The 18,645-nt window shown below is 42.5% G+C and carries 17 protein-coding genes; 12 read left to right on the top strand and 5 right to left on the bottom strand.

From position 1 onward, the window contains the following. Positions 1 to 190: 190 nt before the first annotated feature. From ACYVIY_RS25240 to ACYVIY_RS25275, 8 genes are all read left to right on the top strand, one after another. Positions 191 to 718, top strand: coding sequence for a hypothetical protein (locus ACYVIY_RS25240; RefSeq protein WP_460979305.1), 528 nt, complete (start codon positions 191 to 193; stop codon positions 716 to 718). Positions 719 to 823: 105 nt separating this feature from the next. Next, the gene (locus ACYVIY_RS25245) at positions 824 to 1,057 is read left to right on the top strand and encodes a hypothetical protein (protein ID WP_460979306.1); all 234 of its coding nucleotides are present in this window, start codon (positions 824 to 826) and stop codon (positions 1,055 to 1,057) included. A gap of 63 nt (positions 1,058 to 1,120) precedes the next feature. Then, positions 1,121 to 1,273 carry a hypothetical protein gene (locus ACYVIY_RS25250; RefSeq protein ID WP_460979307.1) on the top strand — a complete coding sequence of 51 codons (153 nt, stop codon included), beginning with the start codon at positions 1,121 to 1,123 and terminating at the stop codon, positions 1,271 to 1,273. 142 nt (positions 1,274 to 1,415) lie between these two features. Next, positions 1,416 to 1,610, top strand: a complete 195-nt coding sequence (locus ACYVIY_RS25255; protein WP_460979308.1) for a hypothetical protein — start codon at positions 1,416 to 1,418, stop codon at positions 1,608 to 1,610. Between the two features lie 87 nt (positions 1,611 to 1,697). Then, positions 1,698 to 1,931, top strand: a complete 234-nt coding sequence (locus ACYVIY_RS25260; RefSeq protein ID WP_460979309.1) for a hypothetical protein — start codon at positions 1,698 to 1,700, stop codon at positions 1,929 to 1,931. 458 nt (positions 1,932 to 2,389) lie between these two features. Then, the gene (locus ACYVIY_RS25265) at positions 2,390 to 2,662 is read left to right on the top strand and encodes a hypothetical protein (RefSeq protein WP_460979310.1); all 273 of its coding nucleotides are present in this window, start codon (positions 2,390 to 2,392) and stop codon (positions 2,660 to 2,662) included. A gap of 64 nt (positions 2,663 to 2,726) precedes the next feature. After that, the gene (locus tag ACYVIY_RS25270; protein WP_460979311.1) at positions 2,727 to 2,939 is read left to right on the top strand and encodes a hypothetical protein; all 213 of its coding nucleotides are present in this window, start codon (positions 2,727 to 2,729) and stop codon (positions 2,937 to 2,939) included. 520 nt (positions 2,940 to 3,459) lie between these two features. After that, positions 3,460 to 3,873, top strand: a complete 414-nt coding sequence (locus tag ACYVIY_RS25275; RefSeq protein WP_460979312.1) for an ester cyclase — start codon at positions 3,460 to 3,462, stop codon at positions 3,871 to 3,873. A 515-nt stretch (positions 3,874 to 4,388) separates the two neighbouring features. Here the strand turns inward: ACYVIY_RS25275 and ACYVIY_RS25280 are convergent. Continuing rightward, positions 4,389 to 5,372: a site-specific integrase gene (locus ACYVIY_RS25280; RefSeq protein ID WP_460979314.1), complete on the bottom strand. Its 984-nt coding sequence runs from the start codon at positions 5,370 to 5,372 to the stop codon at positions 4,389 to 4,391. A 214-nt stretch (positions 5,373 to 5,586) separates the two neighbouring features. Between ACYVIY_RS25280 and ACYVIY_RS25285 the strand changes: the two genes are divergently transcribed. After that, the gene (locus ACYVIY_RS25285; protein WP_460979315.1) at positions 5,587 to 5,826 is read left to right on the top strand and encodes a hypothetical protein; all 240 of its coding nucleotides are present in this window, start codon (positions 5,587 to 5,589) and stop codon (positions 5,824 to 5,826) included. 274 nt (positions 5,827 to 6,100) lie between these two features. Here the strand turns inward: ACYVIY_RS25285 and ACYVIY_RS25290 are convergent, their stop codons facing one another. Beyond that, the gene (locus ACYVIY_RS25290) at positions 6,101 to 6,499 is read right to left on the bottom strand and encodes a response regulator (protein WP_460979316.1); all 399 of its coding nucleotides are present in this window, start codon (positions 6,497 to 6,499) and stop codon (positions 6,101 to 6,103) included. An 876-nt stretch (positions 6,500 to 7,375) separates the two neighbouring features. Between ACYVIY_RS25290 and ACYVIY_RS25295 the strand changes: the two genes are divergently transcribed. Continuing rightward, positions 7,376 to 9,949: a tetratricopeptide repeat-containing sensor histidine kinase gene (locus ACYVIY_RS25295; RefSeq protein ID WP_460979317.1), complete on the top strand. Its 2,574-nt coding sequence runs from the start codon at positions 7,376 to 7,378 to the stop codon at positions 9,947 to 9,949. Positions 9,950 to 10,017: 68 nt separating this feature from the next. Here ACYVIY_RS25295 and ACYVIY_RS25300 read toward each other — a convergent pair whose 3' ends face one another. The 3 genes from ACYVIY_RS25300 to ACYVIY_RS25310 all read right to left on the bottom strand — a co-directional run bounded on the left by ACYVIY_RS25300 (position 10,018) and on the right by ACYVIY_RS25310 (position 15,771). Further along, a complete protein-coding gene (locus ACYVIY_RS25300) occupies positions 10,018 to 12,078 on the bottom strand; it encodes a sigma 54-interacting transcriptional regulator (protein WP_460979318.1) in 2,061 nt (686 codons plus the stop codon). Positions 12,079 to 12,445: 367 nt separating this feature from the next. Beyond that, positions 12,446 to 13,462: a response regulator gene (locus ACYVIY_RS25305; protein WP_460979319.1), complete on the bottom strand. Its 1,017-nt coding sequence runs from the start codon at positions 13,460 to 13,462 to the stop codon at positions 12,446 to 12,448. Positions 13,463 to 13,524: 62 nt separating this feature from the next. Then, positions 13,525 to 15,771: a histidine kinase dimerization/phosphoacceptor domain -containing protein gene (locus ACYVIY_RS25310; RefSeq protein WP_460979320.1), complete on the bottom strand. Its 2,247-nt coding sequence runs from the start codon at positions 15,769 to 15,771 to the stop codon at positions 13,525 to 13,527. 533 nt (positions 15,772 to 16,304) lie between these two features. On the opposite strand from ACYVIY_RS25310, the gene ACYVIY_RS25315 reads away from it, so the two are divergent. After that, the gene (locus tag ACYVIY_RS25315) at positions 16,305 to 16,835 is read left to right on the top strand and encodes a DsbA family protein (protein ID WP_460979321.1); all 531 of its coding nucleotides are present in this window, start codon (positions 16,305 to 16,307) and stop codon (positions 16,833 to 16,835) included. A gap of 349 nt (positions 16,836 to 17,184) precedes the next feature. Continuing rightward, complete coding sequence (locus tag ACYVIY_RS25320) at positions 17,185 to 18,183, top strand: alpha/beta hydrolase (RefSeq protein WP_460979322.1); 999 nt, start codon at positions 17,185 to 17,187, stop codon at positions 18,181 to 18,183. Positions 18,184 to 18,645 lie beyond the last annotated feature (462 nt).

An 18,645-nucleotide genomic window follows, 5' to 3' on the forward strand; every position in this document is an offset into this window, starting at 1 on the left:
GTATATCCCCAATCCATCCAACGGATGTGGGTCTAATCAGCGGGTAAACCCTAGGTTTCCTGCCGTGCAGGTCCGTTACCGAACAAAAGGCCTGATTCTGACTAAATAAAGTCCAGCTCCGTAATCATTTGGTGATTACGCATGTTGAGTTACTAACAGCCTTGCTGCGTGCGTGCTAACCGGCAGTCAAATGTCGCCATCGATGATCGACTACCCGGACGCTGCTTGGACGAAACCGCAGCTCATTGCGCATCTGGAGACGCTAGCTCGCCTGTTTGTCTCTAAGGTATTTATGCCATCAACCCCCTTTAGTCGCCAAAGTCAGATACACTGGTTTAGACTAATCCGCTCGGTCAGCGATCTGTTGCGCCAATCGGCACAAGCTGGCCAACGGATTACCTTTACCCAGGAGGTCAGTGCCTCGGGGGAGGACATCACCAGCCTGTTAGAGCGGATGCGACAGGGCAGCTTCCTGATCACGACCACGTCGCCTTTTCGGCAGCAGGACTTGCTGGTCTTGGCACCCCATCTAAACTACGTACGTGGTAAAGGTAGCGGCCACTTTCCCAATGGTTTATGGTATTGCTGTCCCCATCCGAATGAACTAGCTTTTTTCATCGGTCAGGATCGGATCTATTTCTTTCGGCATCTGATGCGCGCTTATCTGGAAGCCGGGCATTACCTAATTTCACGACCCGATTCGAACTCAAGTCGCTAAACGGTTGGGCTAGCCTGGGCCAGTCCCGCTCAACTGTTGGATTTACTCGTCTATCCACTATCATCGCCTATATACTAATGCAGTATCTTTTAATCAACCAAGCGTATGCGAATCAATTTCAATGAACTCTTCACCGTCACCGATCAGGTAGTCATCCCCAAAGTGCTCATCAACATCATGAGTGTCATCAAAGGAGGACCGGAACTACACTTAATGCGGGGCAGCCTGCTGATCAACGGGGTTGATCCGGTGAGCTGGCAGGGCAAAGATGTGCTGGCCGATCTTCGCCAGGGGCCAAAGGGCCAGGAGTATTATATTCGGGGCTTAGCCATCGAATAACCCAGCAGTCCGGCCCCGTCATGACGGCCCTTTGAACGAGCATTAACCTCTAAATTCTATTGTATGGCTAATCAGGATAAAAAAAACAGGAACGACAAGAAAGCCGCGACCAAAGCGCCAAAGGAGCATGGCGTGGCGAAAATTCCCAAGTACGAGCAGCAGCCCCTAGCCAGCCCAACGGTCTTGGGTCTGCTACCCAAAGCCAAGAAGAAATAAACAGCCTGATAAAAACCGCTGATCGATTTGGGCTAACGTGAGGTGTTGCTAGAATCGATCAGCGGTTTCAAGTGGCCTGGGGCTTTCCTGGATACCTCCCTGAACTTAGTTTGTTTCCAACCGATCGTTAACGCAATCAGTCATGAATCCACCTGTTTATTCAGAAATACCCGAGACGTCTGATTCGGGCTACTGGCTAGCCGTTGAGAACGCACTGAACCGCAGCACCACCTTTTTGCCCAGGGATCGAGCATTACACCAATCCCTGAAGGCCAAAGCCTGGGCCATCAAGCAGGCAAGCTTAAGTAAAAAAGCGAAGAAAGGCTCCAGCTACTAGGTCGGTATTGAGGGCTGGACGGGTGCGTCTACTGACAGCCACCCGCCCTGGACTAGTCAGCCGTCGAGGCATTCAAACCCCAACACGATGCGAAAAGGACAGATAGTAGTTTTAGGAAAAGTGGTGTATGATCCTCCCAAAATAGCTCATTTCGATTTTGGGAGGAATGCGTTTGGCCAGCGCCGGTGCCGGTGTGTCTTCATCAATCCAGCTGAAGAAGGGGGTGGCGTCATTGGCTCGAAAGAAGACTACGGTGTGTTGCTCGAGTTTGCCGAGACGAATGACTTAGTTCGAGAGCGGGATCTGACATTTCGCGAGTAGAGTCAGTTTAGGCATAGCACACCTGTTCTCAGGCTAAGAGCTTTCAATAATAGATCAACCCCTATAATCGGGCAAGATAGGAAGTAACAATGAGGGCATAAAAAAGTATTGATGGTTTTTTATGCCCTCATTGTTACTACAATTGTTCTCTCGTTATCCACTTCGTTGGCTAGTCAACAATAAATAATTTTCTTATACGATGAGTCCATTTATCAAACTAAGGCGTTCGTCCCAGTATGGGGGCATCGATAACTATTTGGTTAATGTGAATCACATTGTCAGGATTGCCAAATCGACTGGTGGTAGCCAAGTTTTTACCGTACAAGGGGATTTTTTCTGTGACGAGAACCCAACTCAGATCTTGGTGATGATTGAGGGTGTGTTTGATCTAAACTAGCTGGGTAGATAGCCCACAAGCAAAACTACACTTAATCCCTACTTGAATAAACTCTATCACAATGGCTGATTCAGAAGCGATGTTATTCCAATTTAACAAGTTTGTCCGCGACAAGCAATTGTTAGAAGCCTTAATTACTCAATGCGATGTGTTTATCACTGAGTTGTTTGACGAGATTTCCTTCTTTTCGTCAACTGAAACTTCAGAAGTAGTGCTAAGCAGGCATACTAAGGCAGCCAACCTTCTGCTGTATTACAAGAAAAAACGGATCGAATTAACAGAAAGCCTTTTCGTTTTAGTAGCCCCTTACCATACCCCTTCACAAGTTGGGTGAATTTTAGCTACTCACTACATACTATAAAGCCAGTGTCTGTTCAGTCCAATAACCCCTACCCACTATGACGATTATTTTCAATTACCTTTTCATCCAGACCAATGCGGGGTTTGTTTGCCGGGTTCCAGTTCGCATTTTAGAGGGTCCTGTGCTCGGTAAAGGAACAAGCCCAACAAGTAGTGAAGCCGGGGGCATTGATCTCCAGGACTGGATTGGAAAGAGTCTGAACGTAACGATTGAAGAGGGTATCCATAAAATTATGGGCGTAGTTAAGTGATGCCGTTTGGAGGACAGCTGCTATTCCTACTAACTGGCAAACAGTATAAAAAGGCACTCAGCGTATGTGTATTGGTCACAACTTCACTTAACCTTTTTCCGCTTGGTTCTTACTGGTTGCCCGTCTCCTTTATCGCCCCTTTTAGGCGATGGAGGTGGTGATTGGCTTTGAAAGGATAATCTAGTTAAGATGAAGTCTCAAAATGTTAGCTCACCAATCAAACCAAAAGTCTCCCATTTTAGCTGAGTTTGTGAGACCAAATACCGCTGTAAAATATTCAAATTATTGGCACAGTACTTCTGTAAGTACGCCATAGATTAAGTTCGTAAATTTTATCTATTGGGTACAAGTCGGGAATTTGCACTGTTTGTTAGGCTGTGCCCTATATAGCCTCAGGAGCTACGCGCCGTAAACCGCTCGGTGTTCCCCATAAACCCGCTAAACGGTCGACCAATAGGAATCAAGTAAAGGAATTGGCCTATATTTCGACCGATCGCAAGCAATCAACAAGTCCATTACTATGAGTCTGGAAGAAAACAAACAGTTTATGACTGCCTTTATTGAAGAAGTCATCAATCAGAAAAATTTGGCGGCAGCGGATAAGATGGTCGCCGAAGATTTTATTGAACAGCTGCCCTTTCCTGGCCAGGGACCGGGCCGGGAAGGGTTGAAATTTGCCCTTAATTCCATGTTTATCGGATTTCCCGACATGGCTTGGACGGTACATGAGCAAATTGCCGAAGGGGAAAAGGTGGTTACCCGATTTAGCTGGACGGGTACCCATCAGGGGGATTTCATGGGCATACCGGCCACCCATAAACGAGTTGAAGTGTGGGGCGTGGTGATTGATGTAGTTAAAAACAACTTATTTTCTGAAAGCCGGATCATCATGGATACGGTTGGTCTCTTGCAACAAGTGGGTGTGATGGGTTGAGCTGGGGTTTTCTTCGTGCCCGGTTAGCCAACGAGCTTGTAGAAATAAAGTGCTAAATAAGGCCTCTGGTGTTTCGAGGTACACAATAAAGCGCTTAGACAGACGTTTTAAAACTGGTACGTTATTTCAGCCCCACTGGTCATACCTGTGGGGTTTTTCGTAGTCTCTACTACTGTCTGTTTTTGGCATACAAGCCGTATCTGATCAACTCCCCTCTCAACCAGCTCCCGAAAAGCTGCGCTTCGATGCTGCTAATGATGTTCTGACGATCTGTGATCGCCTAGCTACTGGCTATGACAGCGGTTACTACTGAGAAGATGTGCAACGGGCATTACGCATTGCCGCCGGCATAGATAAATAGCCAGACGGACTTGGTCTTTACGAGTCTACTCCCACTTTTTGAATAAGTAACTAAAAGCAAAAACTTAGCTATTTTATCATCTGCCTAACTGTGCATAAAAGGTCACTTTAGTTAATTTACATTTTCTAAACGTGCGTTCGGAAAACGATAATCTTTACAGGCCTAGTTTGCCCGAAGCATTATGCTTACGAATGTTGCGACGCCGGTCATAGCGCTGGATCATCGTGGTCGTTCGATGCTTGGTCTGGTTCATCACTTCCATATCGTCAGCCCCATTCGCTTTGGCAATCGTCACAAAACTGGCCCTCAGCGAGTGAGCAGTAAAGTGTTCGCCTAGATGTTGCTGAACCAGTCGATTCACCCACTCATCCGACAGCCGCTGATGGGTCAGTTGTTCCCCTTTCCGAATCCGCACAAACAACGGGCCCTGCTCCCAGTGAAGGAGCGCCAGCCATTGTTTGAGGGCACCGACAGGGCAGTACTCGGCCTCACTGGCAAAGGAAACCGCTTTTTCTTCCACTTCCCCAAATTGATTGGTTTTCGACCGCTCCAGGCGAATGACCAGCCCGGCCTCATCGATGAGGATGTTTTCCACATTCAACTCGGCCAGTTCACTGCGTCGAAACGCACCAGTAAAGCCCAGCAGCAGAATGGCCCGGTTACGTAGGCCGGTTGGCGTGGCCGGCAGCCCATCTAAAGCCTGGCGCAGCTGTTTGAGGGAAAAGTCAGGGGCCTGTTTCTGGCGCACGGTCTTTTTGAGCTTAAAGCCTTTCATGAAAACCTTGAACTGTTCATCGGTAGTCGGCGAGTCCACTCGGTGCTGGCGGTGAAGTTTGGCGATGGTGGCCAGGTGGCGTTGAATGGTAAAGAAGGATCGCGTTCGTCCCAGGTAGGTCACGTATTCCACCAGAGCAACCGCTGATAAGGGTGTTGGCTCGTAGCCGTTCTGCTGGCACCAGGCTGAGTACTGCTTGAGGTCGGTCAGAAAGGCTCGGTGGGAATTGGCCGAACCTTGCAGGCCTGCTCGTAAATACTCCCTAGCCTCTTGATGAATTTGTTCATCGACCCTCAGCGACAAGCTTTGCTCGGGAGTTGGAATAATTGTTACGGCTTGGAGAGACCTGTCGGTTTCACTCATGGGTTGGAAAGGGATAAGAGGTTCAGCGCTCAGCGTTTCGACTAATTTCGATCAAAACGTATTCGTTTCAACAAAATTAAGATTAGTTGTGATAATTAAGATTTATCACGAGTAACTAGTATTATAGTTCATTTTTACGTAGAGGAATCAGTTTTCATGGGAAGACTTTTGCAGCACTCTCGCTCGTTGTACCTATACAAATCAAATTATAAGCATGCATTCAATCTCCTTACGCTTTACCCAGGAATTAGCCCAGCGTCTTAACCAAAAGTATATCCGAAGTACCCGGTATAAAGTCGCCCTTTACAAGCAGCTTGATCAGGAGCAGCCAGAAGTATATAAGCTGACTGAGGTTAAGGAAGACAATACAGAGTTCGCCTTCAACATCATGTTTGAGCGTAAAAATCCGGCGTCAGAATGGCGATTAGTAACACCACTTAAATTTACCGAGTAACCAAGAGCACCCACTAGCGGAACTCTTGGCCAGACCCAGTTTCACCCAGTTATCAAAGCGTTTTCCTGAACGATTGGGTAGGAATAAACACTTTAACTTTAACAATAAATTTATGCGAAGAATCTATCGTGAATTTGAGGTACGAGAATTGTACATTTCCTAGCCTTACCATTACGCTATACTCATTTCGGCAACGTTGTTACTTTATACTGGATACGAATGAAAGTATATGAAACAGTGAAGAACCTTTTTTTATTGGTAGAAGTCTATTAACTCAGTGTGGAGCCCAAAGATTAACCAAACTTTGGACCAATTTCGTAAGATGACTGAATTGAACCGGTTTGTAAACGAAAGCATTGGCGCCAGCATGATAGCATTTATCTCGATCCTCCTCAGAGGATGAAGTAGTGCAAATTACGAATGGGATAGTTTTAAAAACGGATTGGAGTCGAAATTGCTGAAGCAACTCCAGACCGTTTCGACGAGGCATATTTAAATCAGACAATACAAATAAGGGAAAAGGTGGAGCTTGTATGAAAAGTTGAGCTTCTTCACCGTCTACAGCAAATACGCGAGGAAGATCTGGACAAACTGATTCGAAAGCCTGGTTAATTATCAATCGATCGTCTTCATCGTCCTCTACAATTAATATCCAATCCGTAATGTTCCTCATGTTTTTAGTTTTAGCCGAAATTGGACTATTCTTCAATTCTTAAAAATTGGTGAAATGATTGATATCAATGGCAACCTTTCCCTATTGATATTTATTTAATACTACTTCACTAGTATAGGAGATGAAAAAATAGACTATCCTAACATAAATGGTCTTACTAAATCAAAGCATGTGCCATCGAAGAAAAGATTCAAAATGCTCCTAAAACACCTTATAACCGCATTTCATCTTGGATATCGATGAATTAGTCCATCGTATAAGTCCAAATTATAGGCGTAACTCCAAAATGTTAGTAATGTGAGACTTTACATAATTCCGTCCATAATAGGTAAGCTAAGGTTCTCAATTTACTAAATCATTCCTTATAAAAATTTTCCGCGAATAGGAATTAAAATAGTAGCAGTCAAGAGCCAGGATGCCAGATCCAGATCGCGCATAAATCTGGTCGAAGAGTTGAGTTTTAAGTCATAAAAAATATCTATTCGACCTACAGTTATTTGGAAATATCCAATAATTTGGATTTGCCCAATTTTGCCTTGTAAGTATTAGGCTCAAAACCTGCCGGTTCTCGTCTAGTTCGGAGAATTCTCTTTATTTTATTGTCCTTTTCTCAAACTACCTGGGTCGTTTCAAGAGTATAATTTCATCAGTTAAATAGCCTTAAACGATTATTTAAAGTCCTAATAAGGCCATCAACCGGTATTCTCTCGAAATCTGTTGCGCATTACCAACCCTTGACAAACACACCCCTCAATCCCTTAGAAAAGCGGTTTCTAGTCAAGGCTTGATTCTTGCAGGCCTATTTGCCTGTATATACCTGAACACCAAACTCTGTCTGTTCATCTAGTAGACTAATTTGTATAATCTTCCAATTATATGCCTTCGTATGGATCGAGAGGTGTTCTGTTGTCTTTAGCATGGTTATTCCTAGTTGCAAGTTTTGGTAAGGCTCAATCTTCTGCTTCAAGAGAAGAAGTGGATCGACTTCTCAGATCGGTCACTAAAACCGTAACCGATACAAATCAGGTACGGACATTACTCCGTTTAAGTGAATTCTATTTAAGTAGCTCAATAAAGGACAAAGCATTGTCGGACAGTGCTCGTCACTTCTATGAATTAGCTGAACTCTTAAGTCGCACGATCCACTACAACCATGGGATTGACAAATCTTTATATCTAAAGGCTATCTATCAACTTGAGCGACAAAATGCTGGTGAAGTTGCCCGCATCTCCCAGGAACTAAGTGATTCGAGCAAAATAAGATTACTCCTTGAGCAGGGGAAACGATTTCTTCGACCGACCCAACTTCGCTATGCCAAGCGCGACACTGCTATTTATTTCTTCCTACAGGCCGAACGGCTTTGTCATGCAATTGGTCATAAGCCTTTGGCGGAGGAGAGTCAGAACTTAATGGGGATCGCCTATATCCTCGACAAAGATTGGCCAAGAGCGAAGGACAGTTTTATGAAGCTGATCCATGCACGGCAAATAGCTGGGGACCGATTGGGAGAAGTTAAGATCTGGCTGCGAATGGCAACAACTACCTATTGCGACGATTGCCGGGAAAATATGAAAGCGCTGGAAAAAGCATTATCGCTATCCCGTCAAATCAGGAGTAAGGCGCTGGAACTGTTGATTTTATTAGAAATGGGTTTTGAGCACTTCCAATTAGATGGCGGAGAAACCGGGCGAGCCGATCAAAAGGCTGCTCAATCCCTAGCTATTCAAAATGCCATTGGTTTCAGAGCATTAACAACAGCCTATCAAAAATTAGCGATTTCAAGTGTGTACAATCGACCAGGCGAATACGGCTATCTTTCCAATACAAATTACTTTCTCTCCGATTTAAGTCAGGCCAAGGGCGATTTAAATCAAAAATTGTTTTACATACTTCAGGTTGTAAAAGCCGAAGAGGAAAATGGGCAATCGGCTGAGTTAGATTATGCCTATTTCAGATTAGGAAATGCTTATTTCGGACTTAACCAGTATGAAAAAAGCTTAGCGTATTATCAAAAATCACTGGCCGTTAGCCATCAGAAAGGTGAACTTGTCATTCAAGTCGGCCTTATTGCTCGTATGGTAATTACCTTTCTGAAATTAGGTAAGCCTCAGGAAGCCTTACAATTTTTACAGACGATTTCAGGCAAAATTAAATCAGTCACGTATGAAGATAATATTCTGCTCAATCAAAGTTATGGGGACTGTTACAGCGCCTTAAAACAGTATAAAAAAGCAGAACAATATTACCTCGCTAGTGTGGCCTGGAGTAAACAGGTTGCCTTACAATTTCAGTGCTCTGCCTGGCAACGAATTAGTCAGTTTTATGTAGATAATGCGCAATTTAAAAAAGCAGATCCATTTCTTCACCAGCTATTGTCCATATCTCAAAAGCGGATCATTCCTAGTCAGCAGCTTGAAATCCAATTAATGCGTTTCAAAGTAGATTCGGCACAGGGAAATTATAAAGCAGCTATTAAACACTTCCAAAAGTTTAAGACTTTAACCGATTCCATTTTTAATGAAAAAAAAAGCCAGCAGATTGCCCGGCTGACTATAGAATACGAAACTCAAAAGAAGGAGCAAACGATTGCCCTTCGGGAAAAAAATATAGATCTATTGACAATTCAAAACAGGTCTCATCAGACGCAACGGAATGCGTTCATTTTGGGAAGCATTTTACTTTTAGCCTTATTAGGCTTATGCTATAATCGGTATCGTTTGAAGCAACTCAACCATAAACAACTCCTGGATCAACAAAAAATCTTACAAACCCAACATATCGAACTTCAGGCAAGACAGCAGGAAATCGATCAAAAGAACAGTAGCCTACAACAATTGCTAACGGAGAAAGAATGGTTATTGAAGGAAATCCACCACCGGGTGAAAAATAACCTGCAAGTGGTCATGAGCTTATTAAACACGCAGGCCAGTTACCTGGTCGATAGTGCAGCTATTACCGCCATCCGGGAAAGTCAACACAGGGTGCAGACAATGGCCATGATTCATCAGAAACTTTATCAGTCTGAAGGCATGGCCCGCATTGACATGGGAGCCTTCATTCAAGAAGTCGTGGTTTACTTGCGTAATTCATACAAACTCGACCAACAGCATTTTTTTGAGCTACACGTAGAATCGATCGATTTAGAAGTTACCCAGGCAATACCTGTTGGTCTAATCATCAATGAAGCGATCACCAATTCTTTAAAATATGCATTCCCAGCAGATACACCTGGAACGATTATACTAACGCTCAGGCGATTGTCTGAAAATACCTACGAACTTATAATTACTGACAACGGTGTGGGACTTCCTCCTGGCTTTGACATTTCGCAAAGCCGTACGCTGGGAATGACGCTAATAAAAGGATTTAGTCAACAATTGGATGCTTCATTGACAATAACAAGTGAAACCGGCGTGCTGATTAGCCTGATATTTACCGAGGAGAACTAAAATACATTTATCCCTAATTCAATCACCCTTTACCATTTGTAGCCCTTGTTGAATCTCTATGGAAAGTATCAATCGGTTGGAGGAGGATTCATGATTAATACCTTACGAATCCCCATTTTTTCCATTCGATATTCTAGTGTGGTTGGTTTTAGGTTCAACAGTTCAGCGGCACCACCACTGCCACGAATTCGGCCATTAGTTTGTTGTAAAACGGTCAATATATAATTCCTTTCCACTTCCTGTTGGCTCTTTAGCATGGATTCAAAATCAACAGGCAAACTTTCAGTTCTACTAGACTGTGGAATTGCCATAGGCTGACTAGTTGGCTGGTAGTAGGAATGAGGTTCGCCCATTAGTGATTTACCAAGGGATCGACCTAGCTCGACAGGACTTTGGCCAGAATTAAGAATCACGGCTTGTTCAATCACATTTTCCAACTCCCGAATATTACCTGGCCAGTTATATTTCAGTAAGGAAGGCATTACATTATCGGCAAAGCCAAGAAATGGCTTACCCTGTTTCTGGGCCATTTTTCGGGCGAAGTAGGTAGCCAATAAAGGCAAGTCTGTTAAACGATCTCGGAGCGGAGGAATAATAATTGGATAGGTGGACAACCGATAATAGAGGTCTAACCGGAACCGACCGGCTCGTACTTCATCTTCCAGATTTCGGTTCGTGGCTGCAATCACCCGAACATCCGTTTTAATGGGTGTTTTACCGCCAATTCGATCTATTTCTTTTTCCTGGAGAACTCGTAAAAGTTTAGCCTGTAATTCCAGTGATAATTCACCTATTTCATCCAGCAGTAAAGTCCCACCTTGAGCCAGTTCAAACTTGCCAATTCGCTTTTCAAAGGCACCGGTAAACGACCCTTTTTCATGGCCAAAAAGCTCACTCTCAATCAGATTGGCCGGAAGCGCAGCACAATTTACTTTTATTAACAGTTTCCCTTTACGCGAAGATGATTGATGAACTGCTCTGGCTATTAATTCTTTGCCCGTTCCACTTTCTCCTAAAAGTAGAACTGTAGTATCAATATGAGCGACCTGACTAACCAGCCTGAACACATTTTGTAATGGCTCACTGGAGCCAATGATCTCCTCGAATTCAGTGAATTTCTGAACTTCTTGCTGTAAATAGGAATTTTCCTGCTTCAGTTTTTCACTTAGTCTGGCAACTTCCTCATAGGCAAGAACGCGTTCAAGCGTTAAGACTAGCGGCTGCTCAAGACGTTCAAGCAGCGCCTGATGAGTTACTTTAAACGCATCCTGGTTTCGACTTAGAAAGCAAAGCAAAAATCGATCACCATTACTCAATTGGAATGGGGCAACCATAGCACCTGCCAAACGAAATGATTTTGCCAAGATTTGAACAAAAGGATCTTTTCGATTTAACTCATCAAAACTCTCAAAGTTAAAACGAGAGAATTGTTCAGGAAAGAAGGTAATTTGATCCTGAATTTCCCCGGTTCGTTTATCGCTAGGTAACTGAAGGATATCCTCTAGCGTCAGCACATTAAATTCCTGATAGCCAACTCGGTAATAATGAAAACTTGAACTTCTCCCTCGCTGTTGGTACCGAACCGTTAAAAAATCAAAGGGAATATAAGGTTGAAACAACTGGGCAATTTTTGTGAGTCGATCGGTCCAGCTTTCTGAAAGAGATAATGCTTCTGAAAGATCGATTTGTAATAATTTTTCCTCCCGAAGTTTTACTTCAACACTATGAGCTTGTTTGTATCGACTGATCGAAATAGCCGTTAAAATATCCTGCTCCCTAAACGGTTTAACAATGTACCCACTCGGTTGAGTAGCTTTTACGGCCTCTAATACCCCTGGATTGTCATTGGCCGAAATATAAATAAATGGAATGCCTAGTTCTTCCAGCTGATGGGCTAAATCAATACCTGTTTCCCGGCCTTTTAGATAAATATCCAACAACACCAACTTCGGCTGATGTTGGCTGATCATATCAATTGCTTTGCGCATTGATGTTGCAATACCAAGCACAACATACCCATTCTGCTCAAGTATGAGCTGTAAATCGTTGGCAATGATATACTCGTCCTCGACAATTAATATAGTATAAGGCTCTAACGAGCTTTGTCCTGCGATGGAGGAAGTATGCATAAGACGTTACAGTTTGAGTTACTGTGAAAAGAGGATAAGTTAGTACGACAACAACTATACCTTTTATTATATAGTAGGTCTTAATTATGGAAATCGCATACCTTCCTTACGAAGAGCACAATTAAAAAATTTTAATTCTCCCCATTCTATACCCTACTTTCCCTTCATTCCTCTGAAAATTCACAAAAAAAACACTCCATAAAATCAATAATTCTCCAAAAAACTGGATTTCTCCAAATAGGTCGTACCTAGAAGCTACTGTTGAATCCAATGTTATAGTCTCTGGAATAGGTCATTTTGAAAACAGGCTGAAAAGGCTACTAACTATTGAATTTTTATTGATCACCAATCGATATCTGAGAGATACCTAGCCAATCAGTTTACTCACCCGCTGGCGTAGAGACACATTTTCATCGTGTAACTGCGCGGTCTGTTGCACAAGTTGGTCATATGCCAGCATTTGATTTACTGTGACTGTTAGTGCAGGTTTCAACTGTTCCAATAGTGTCCAATGGTGTTCATGGTAAAGCTGATCATGTTGACTATAAAAATCGAGCAAAAACTGACCATTATTTGCTGTATAAACCGATGTATTGAGATTTGATTTGTACTTGTAGGTGTTGATAATAAGGTCTTTAATTAATAGATGGCTATAACCATCATTATCACCATCGCTATCAGGGGAATTAGTTGAGGCAATCCAATCGTCTTGTCGTAACAGGGATTTCTGGCTGTTTTCTCCTGTAAAATCAGCGATTGGAGCACACTGGAATTCGTCTTGTGCGATTCTCAGGTAACAATTTAATCTGTGAGCTTTAGAAGGCTGCTTCCTGTCAACGGTAATTTGAATGAAATCGAATGGTATGTGAGTCTGAAAATACGCTAGCAGCTTAATCAACCAATTATTCCAATTAACTGGCTGAGCAAATGTATTGAGCAAATTGATTTGATGCTCCTGTCTTTGGCAGCGTTGTGATTCAAGGCTTAACGCATGGTGATAGTAGGCAATTTCCAATGCCACCAGAACATCCTTCTCTCGAAATGGCTTGACTAAAAACCCAAACGGTTTCGTCATTTTAGCCTCTTCTAATACACTGGTATTTGTGTTCGCTGAAAGGAAAACAAACGGAATCTGATTGGTACACAGGTAACGAGCCAAGTCAATACCTGTTTCTGGACCTTTCAAATAAATATCAACGAGTACGAAATCGGGACGCTTTAACTTAGTTAATTCCAATGCCTTAGCTACACTTAGCGCAATTCCACTGACTATATAACCGGCCCGTTCCAAAATGAGTCGTAAATCGTTCGCCACAGCGAACTCGTCCTCAACGATTAAGATGGTCTGTGATACCGGATGCTCATTCAACTGATTAAAAGACATACTGCTTAGGGATGTTGAAACTCAATTGCACATACTCACTCTTAGGCAAGACATGCAATTGATTAGCCATCAGTCAACTCTTTTGAAAAAAGTAAATGAACAAGTAGACCATTATCATTCTTTATCGTCAACTCCCCTCCTAGTTGTAGACTAAATCCATACATGAGTGTCATGCCCAACGAAGGTGTATGGGCTGTATTTGGATTGAGTGGGAGCCCAATACCGTTGTCAGCAATGGTTAATTCAAATTTATTAGACTCAATAGAACGAAACGAGACCCTTATTTCACCGGGTCTTGCATTGGGAAAGGCGTACTTTAAGGCATTGGTAATCGCTTCGTTAATCAATAAACCAACTGGTATGGCCTCGGTAATAGTCAGGTGAGTTTCCTGTACGGCTAAGGAGAAGGTAACTGGTTGAGGCAAGTCGTAAAAATCGCGCAGGTAGGTCACAATTTCCTGAATGTATTGGCGCATATCAATATGATTGACGTTGTCAGATTGATATAGATTCTGATGGATCAACGCCATTGCCTGTACCCGATGTTGACTGACCTGAATGGCGGATAAGGCAGCCTTATCCGCCAGGTAGCTTGCCTGTGAGTTTAACAAACTCATGACTATCTGAAGATTGTTCTTTACCCGATGGTGGATTTCCTTGAGTAACCATTCTTTTTCAGTCAGCAAAATTTGTAGGGTTGAGTTTTTGTGATCAATCACTTTCTGCCGATCTACTAATTGTTGATGACTCGTTTGTTTAAGTTGAAACCGATTGTAGACTAATCCTAAGAGGATTATCAACATGACTGCTCCGGCAATGATAAAATTGCGCGTTGTTTGGGCTTTTTGTAGGGCTATTTCTTTAAGTCTTGCCTGCTGATTTAGTTGAATAATTTTCTGTTTATTTTCCCTGGTTTGATACTGAACTTCGAACAAGGCGGTTCGTTGTTTCGTCGTTTCACTGATTAGGGAGTCGTTAATTGCCTTGTAACGTTGATAATGGATGATTGCCGATTTGTAAATGGCTTGAGCTGAGTCCAGTTTAAACCACCATAAATGATTAACCGCTAATTTTTTGGCATAATGTGCTGTCAGGCTTAACTGTTCGTTCTGGATGAGGTGTTGTCTGGCTCTTTCGTACTGACCAAATTGGACATAAAACGGAATCAGTACGGAATAAATGTAAGAATGGTAATCCTTGCCGAGATTTTCCTTGAGCATTGTCTCCAGCTGGTTACTATAGAATTTAGCCCGTGGATAATCATGCTTTAGTTTACTATAATAATTTACATAGCAAGTTGCAATAGCCAACTGGCAATCAATGTCTTCCTTGCTTTCCGGTAATTTTTGGATGACTCGTTCTAAATGATCAATTGCATCCTGGATACTAAGCACCTTTAGTGCTTTAGCATCACAGCTATTAAGTATAGCGCTGATGGTTGTCCCTAAAAGAATGATTGTGTTCGGCCTGTATTGCCTTTGAGCAGCACGCAACGATTTGTGAAAATAGAATAGCGCTTTTTCAGGTTGATTGAGTTCGAAATAAGTAATCCCTAAGCGACTATACACTTTTGCCAGCTTAATGGTATCTCTGGCAGCCTCAACGGTTTGTAAGGCTAAAAGGCCATAGTTCAGTCCAGCTTCATAATCGCCCATTTTGCTGTAAACAAACCCTAGCAAGTCATATAACTCCTGTAGCTTGGTATACCCAATAGACCGATACAATTTGAGCGATGAGTGCAAATCCTGAAGTGCTAGCAAATTATGACTTTGCAATTGGTAAAGGTCTCCCCGGTATTTTAAGGCTTCCGCTAGTTTTGCTGTATTTGATGATCGACTCAGTAATGGAATCGCTCGTTTATAAAGTTGAATTTGTACCGTTAGATCCCGATCAGATACCGAATAAAACAAAGCCTGAACCATATAGATATCGGCAAGATCTTCTGCATGTCCATATCGGTTCAGTACCAGTTGAGCTTTCTCCGTTAATCGCCATGCTTGCTGTTTATAGCTACGCTCTCGAAGTGCTTTTGCCGCGAGCAGGTAACTCAACCCTTTTCCTCGATGATACCTTAACTTGTTGCTAAGTGCATAGGCACGTATGCTTAGTTGATAGGCAGTATCCAAATCCCCCGCTAATTCACCAGATTTCATGACGAATGCATGCCCTAAGGCCAATAGAATTCCAACCCGACTGGTATCATTCGCGCTTTTTTGAAGTTGAATACGAAGACTGTCTAAGTATTTAGGAGATGGAGGTGTCGCCCAGAGTGTAGATGACCAACCAACAAAAAAAACGACTCCATGCATTCGGAGAAAAAAAGATAGCCGCCCCATATCGGTTCTCTTTACAACTTAGCTACCAAATTTCTTCCAGTCTTTAAGACAATAGTCTAAAATAGCTCGAATTACCTGTCAACTGCCGAACAACTAAGTCTTGAAGCCAAAGGCCAACTATAAATGTAGTGAGAAGTATATCATCTCCATTGATAGTTAAAACTGGAAAACTTAATATAGAGTAGGAAGGGCGGGTGAATCAATATTACCAAGCATTTGCAAGGCATAATCAATCGCTCCAATTCATTGGAGTTATATAAAAATACCCTCCAATGAATTGGAGAGCTTAATGGGGCGTCTGGACTAAAATTCAGTGATTTAGCTGAAAGTGGCCAATAAATATAGCTTTTCTATTCGATTTATGCTCTTTAGTATCTCTCCGACAGTTTGGCATGCTTTTCGGAATACACGTAATGAATCTGTTTACCGAGAAGCAATTGCCACCAATGTGCATATTACACAACTGCTTGAATAACGCCTTGTTTTTCTACCTTACCTTCGTCAATATGAGCACACATCAACTAGATTATTTCACTAATTGTGAATTGCTGAACATCACCGAGTTTGGTGATATTACCACCTCCAAAAGCCGAATAGCCCGGCAAATTATCAGCGCTAGTATTGCACCGTTCTCTGAGCATATTGAGTATCGATATCGGTATTTCCCAGATTTAAAAAAAACAGAATCTCTATTAGCAGCACTTGCTCTAGAAGCGGCAAAAAGACAGCATAAGTTTCAACTGATGTATAATGCATTGCTATCCCTACCGACAATAAATACCTTGACTTTGATAAAACTTGCTTCAACACTCGGACTTGTACAACATCAGTTCATCCCTGACCTGCTATGTGATCACATTCATACAATTATTAAATCCGATTGGATAGAGGGAATAAATCTTTGTATCAACCAGGCACCAGCTCTATTTGTAAATGGGCACCGATTTCACGGGAAAATTACGAGCGCTAGACTGACTCCATTTGTGAATTTTCATCTTGAACAGGCTAGAAAATCTCCTTTCTTAACAACTAACTGACCTAGTCGAATCCAAATAAGCTTCTGAATATAAACTTGAAGCTTGAATTACGTATATGGTAGCGCGTCACAGATAACCTATTTTTTTAGACATTACTCAACTATGTTCTTTTAACGATTGAGGCAATTCTGTTAAGTCAACAAGTTAATGGCGAACCTTGCTACAAAGGCATAGAGCTTACTAATTATTGAACCACATATTCTGAAATGCCGCTAGCCAATTCCGTTAGGCATAAGTCTATGGCTTTGCGTTTGAACGTTTCGCTGTCTCAAAAATAAACGGCATGCTACCAGTCTTGTCGTGACTCCCCTTGCTTTACCAATTGTTTCACTTTTTAATTTCGTTAGTTATGAACACAACCGAAGTGTTTAATCATGTACAGCCGGTTCCTGTCAACGATGACCCAAATCTTTCCATTGGCGTCAAAACCTTTTTGAATGTCCTCAATAGCAGTGGAGGCCCACCACTTGAACAATTACCTCCTTTACAGGCCAGAGCAGTACTGGAAAATGCCCAATCTTCTGTTCCTGTCGATTTATCGGGAATTTACCTCTCTCAGAAAACCATTGAGGTAGATGGCTATACAATCGATTTAGACGTCATGCGGCCGACGGGAGTACCCGGAATATTACCCGTGTTTATTTTTATCCACGGCGGTGGCTGGGTGCTTGGTGATTTTCCAACCCACAAGCGCATGGTTCGTGATCTCGTTGTTCTATCGGGCTTTGCGGCTGTATTTATCAACTACACACGTACGCCTGATGCGCCTTTTCCACGGGCTATTAATGAAATCTTTGCGGCTACGAAATGGGTTTCTGAATACGGCCATGAAATTGGTGTTGATGGTAAAAACCTAGCCGTAGTAGGCAATAGTGTTGGTGGGAACATGACGGCTGTAACTGCCTTAAAGGCTAAAATGAATGGTGGTCCACATATTAAGCTGTTAATTATGATGTGGCCAATTGTAGACGCTAATTTTGAAACAGAATCCTATTTGCAATATGGTCAGGATCGATTCTTAACGACTCCCCTCATGAAGTGGATGTACGATATGTACATACCAGATCCGAATGAAAGACAACAGATTTATGCTTCACCGTTGCAGGCAACCGTTGAACAGTTAACAGGTCTCCCTCCTACGCTTATTCAAGTTGCCGAGAATGATGTGCTACGGGATGAAGGCGAAGCGTTTGGTCGCAAGCTGGATGAAGCTGGTGTACAGGTAACCACAATCCGATACGATGGTGTAATTCATGACTTTGGACTACTGGATGGCCTTGCCGAACTGCCAACAGTAAAATCACTATTTGTCCACGCTGCTGCTGAGCTAAAAAAATACCTTGGCTAATATTCTTAACGCCCAGACAGTAGATGATTGTAAAATCATCTACTGTCTGGATATATATAATCTTGTAAAGTCTGCACTGAAAAGACGAATTGTATTATTTCCTCTTAGAGTTTGGATGCACTCTTTATCCTTTAAGAACTTACTAAAGCATTACATAGTCTGAAAATTTTTGTACTCCTAGCATTACTGTAGCCGTAATATATCTGTCACTGCTACGAAAATTTAGGTTTATCCATAAAACTGGAGATGTACATTTTTGCAGATTGTAAGTAACTGGCATAAACTGAGCAATTCGCATTATTCAAGGGTTTTGTCAACCCAAATCGTATTGGTACAACCTTTGAGTACAATCCTACTCAAACCTTCGATTATTGACCTCAAAGGGCATGAGCAATACATAAAGTCATGATTGAAAATGGAACTTCTATCCGCAACTTCAATCAGTAGTATGTCAATTCTGAA

The organism is Spirosoma knui (assembly GCF_054780635.1).